Genomic DNA, 2084 nt, shown 5'->3' with positions numbered 1-2084 from the left:
CGCCGGACCCGGGTGCGGCTCGGACCTGAGCGTGCTCCGGGCTCCGGCGCCGCCCCCGGGCGGCGACGCGGACGGGGCCGTGGCCGGGGTGACCGTGGGTCCGGGACCGGGTGTCAGCCCGCGAGGCGCCCGTAGGCCGGCAGGGTGAGGAACTCCTCGTACTCCTCGTCCAGCGCCACCTTGAGCAGCAGGTCGTGCGCCTCCTGCCAGTGACCGGCCGTGAACGCCTCCTCACCCAGCTCGGCCCGCAGGTGCGCCAGCTCCTCGGCGGCGACCCGGCGGGTCAGCTCCGGGGTGGCCTTCTCGCCGTTCTCGAACTCGACGCCCGCGTTGATCCACTGCCAGATCTGCGACCGGGAGATCTCGGCGGTGGCCGCGTCCTCCATCAGGTTGAAGATCGCCACCGCGCCCAGCCCGCGCAGCCACGCCTCGATGTACCGCATGCCCACCTGGACCGCGTTGACCAGACCGGCGTAGGTCGGCCGGGCCTCCAGCGAGTCGACCGCCAGCAGGTCGGCCGCCCGCACGTCGACCTCCTCGCGCAGCCGGTCCTTCTGGTGCGGCCGGTCGCCCAGCACCGCGTCGAAGGACGCCTCGCACAGCGGCACCAAATCGGGGTGGGCGACCCACGAGCCGTCGAAGCCGTCGCCCGCCTCCCGGTCCTTGTCCGCCCGCACCTTCTCCAGGGCGACCTTGTTGACCTCCTCGTCCCGCCGGGAGGGGATGAACGCGGCCATGCCGCCGATCGCGTGCGCACCCCGCCGGTGACAGGTGCGGACCAGCAGTTCCGTGTAGGCACGCATGAACGGGGCCGTCATGGTGACCGCGTTGCGGTCCGGCAGCACGAAGCGCGGCCCGCAGTCGCGGAAGTTCTTCACGAGGGAGAACAGGTAGTCCCAGCGGCCCGCGTTCAGCCCGGAGGCGTGGTCACGCAGCTCGTACAGGATCTCCTCCATCTCGTAGGCGGCCGTGATGGTCTCGATCAGCACCGTCGCCCGCACCGAGCCCTGCGGCACGCCGAGGACGTCCTGGGCGTGGACGAAGACGTCGTTCCACAGGCGCGCCTCCAGGTGCGACTCCAGCTTCGGCAGGTAGAAGTACGGGCCCTTGCCCATCTCCAGCAGGCGGTGGGCGTTGTGGAAGAAGTACAGGCCGAAGTCGACCAGGGCGCCCGGCACCTTCTCGCCGTCGACCTCCAGGTGACGCTCGTCCAGGTGCCAGCCGCGCGGCCGCGTCACCACCGTCGCCAGTTCCTCGTCCGGCCGCAGCGCGTACGACTTGCCGGACGCGGCGTCGGTGAAGTCGATGTCCCGGCGGTAGGCGTCGATCAGATTGAGCTGCCCGGTCACCACGTTCTCCCAGGTGGGGGAGAGGGCGTCCTCGAAGTCCGCGAGCCAGACCCGCGCACCCGAGTTGAGCGCGTTGATCGTCATCTTGCGGTCGGTGGGCCCGGTGATCTCCACCCGGCGGTCCCGCAGCGCCTCGGGACACGGAGCCACCCGCCAGGTGTCGTCGTCCCGGATCGCGGCGGTCTCCGCCAGGAAGTCGAGGGAGGCGGTCCGGGCGATCTCGGCACGGCGCCGGGCACGGCGCTCGAGCAGTTCGTCGCGCCGCGGGGTGAAACGGCGGTGCAGCCCCGCCACGAAGGCGAGGGCCTCATCGGTCAGGACCTCCTCCTGCCGCGGCAGGGGCTCGGCGTCGACGACGGTGGCCGGGGACGGCGCGGGTGCGGACATCAGCGGACTCCTTCAGCAGAGGCACGTACGGAACTTCTGACAAGTGGACACCAGATTCCTCATGGCGGAAAGGGAGGTTCATCGCTCCGGTCGCAGGCGGGCCAGATCCGGCACCGTGTCGATGTCGCGGGGGTCGGCCACATCCGCGCACTCCACCAGCGCGACCTCCGCCTCACGCGCCCTCAGGTAGGCGCGTGCCCCCTGATCGCCCTCCGCACGCGCGGCGATTCCCGCCCAGTGCGCGGCGCCGAACAGTACCGGGTGGCCGCGTACACCGGCGTACGCCGCCGAGACCAGGGCCCGGGGCAGTGCTGACGGACCGTCGGCCAGGCCCGCCTCCAGCACCCG

The 2084-nt window shown here is 71.9% G+C and carries 1 protein-coding gene and 1 pseudogene; both read right to left on the bottom strand.

Features of this window, described 5'->3' with window-relative positions; all coding sequences use genetic code 11:
- Positions 1-113: 113 nt before the first annotated feature.
- Positions 114-1736 carry a malate synthase A gene (gene aceB / locus HW445_RS28365; protein WP_180223713.1) on the bottom strand — a complete coding sequence of 541 codons (1623 nt, stop codon included), beginning with the start codon at positions 1734-1736 and terminating at the stop codon, positions 114-116.
- 78 nt (positions 1737-1814) lie between these two features.
- A pseudogene (locus HW445_RS28360) lies at positions 1815-2084 on the bottom strand (hypothetical protein); the annotation flags it as partial.

It is taken from the genome of Streptomyces sp. UH6, assembly GCF_013421635.1.
Taxonomy (GTDB): domain Bacteria; phylum Actinomycetota; class Actinomycetes; order Streptomycetales; family Streptomycetaceae; genus Streptomyces; species Streptomyces abyssomicinicus.
The sequence above is the reverse complement of the archived record's forward strand: the minus strand, read 5'-3'. Positions and strand labels throughout refer to the sequence as shown.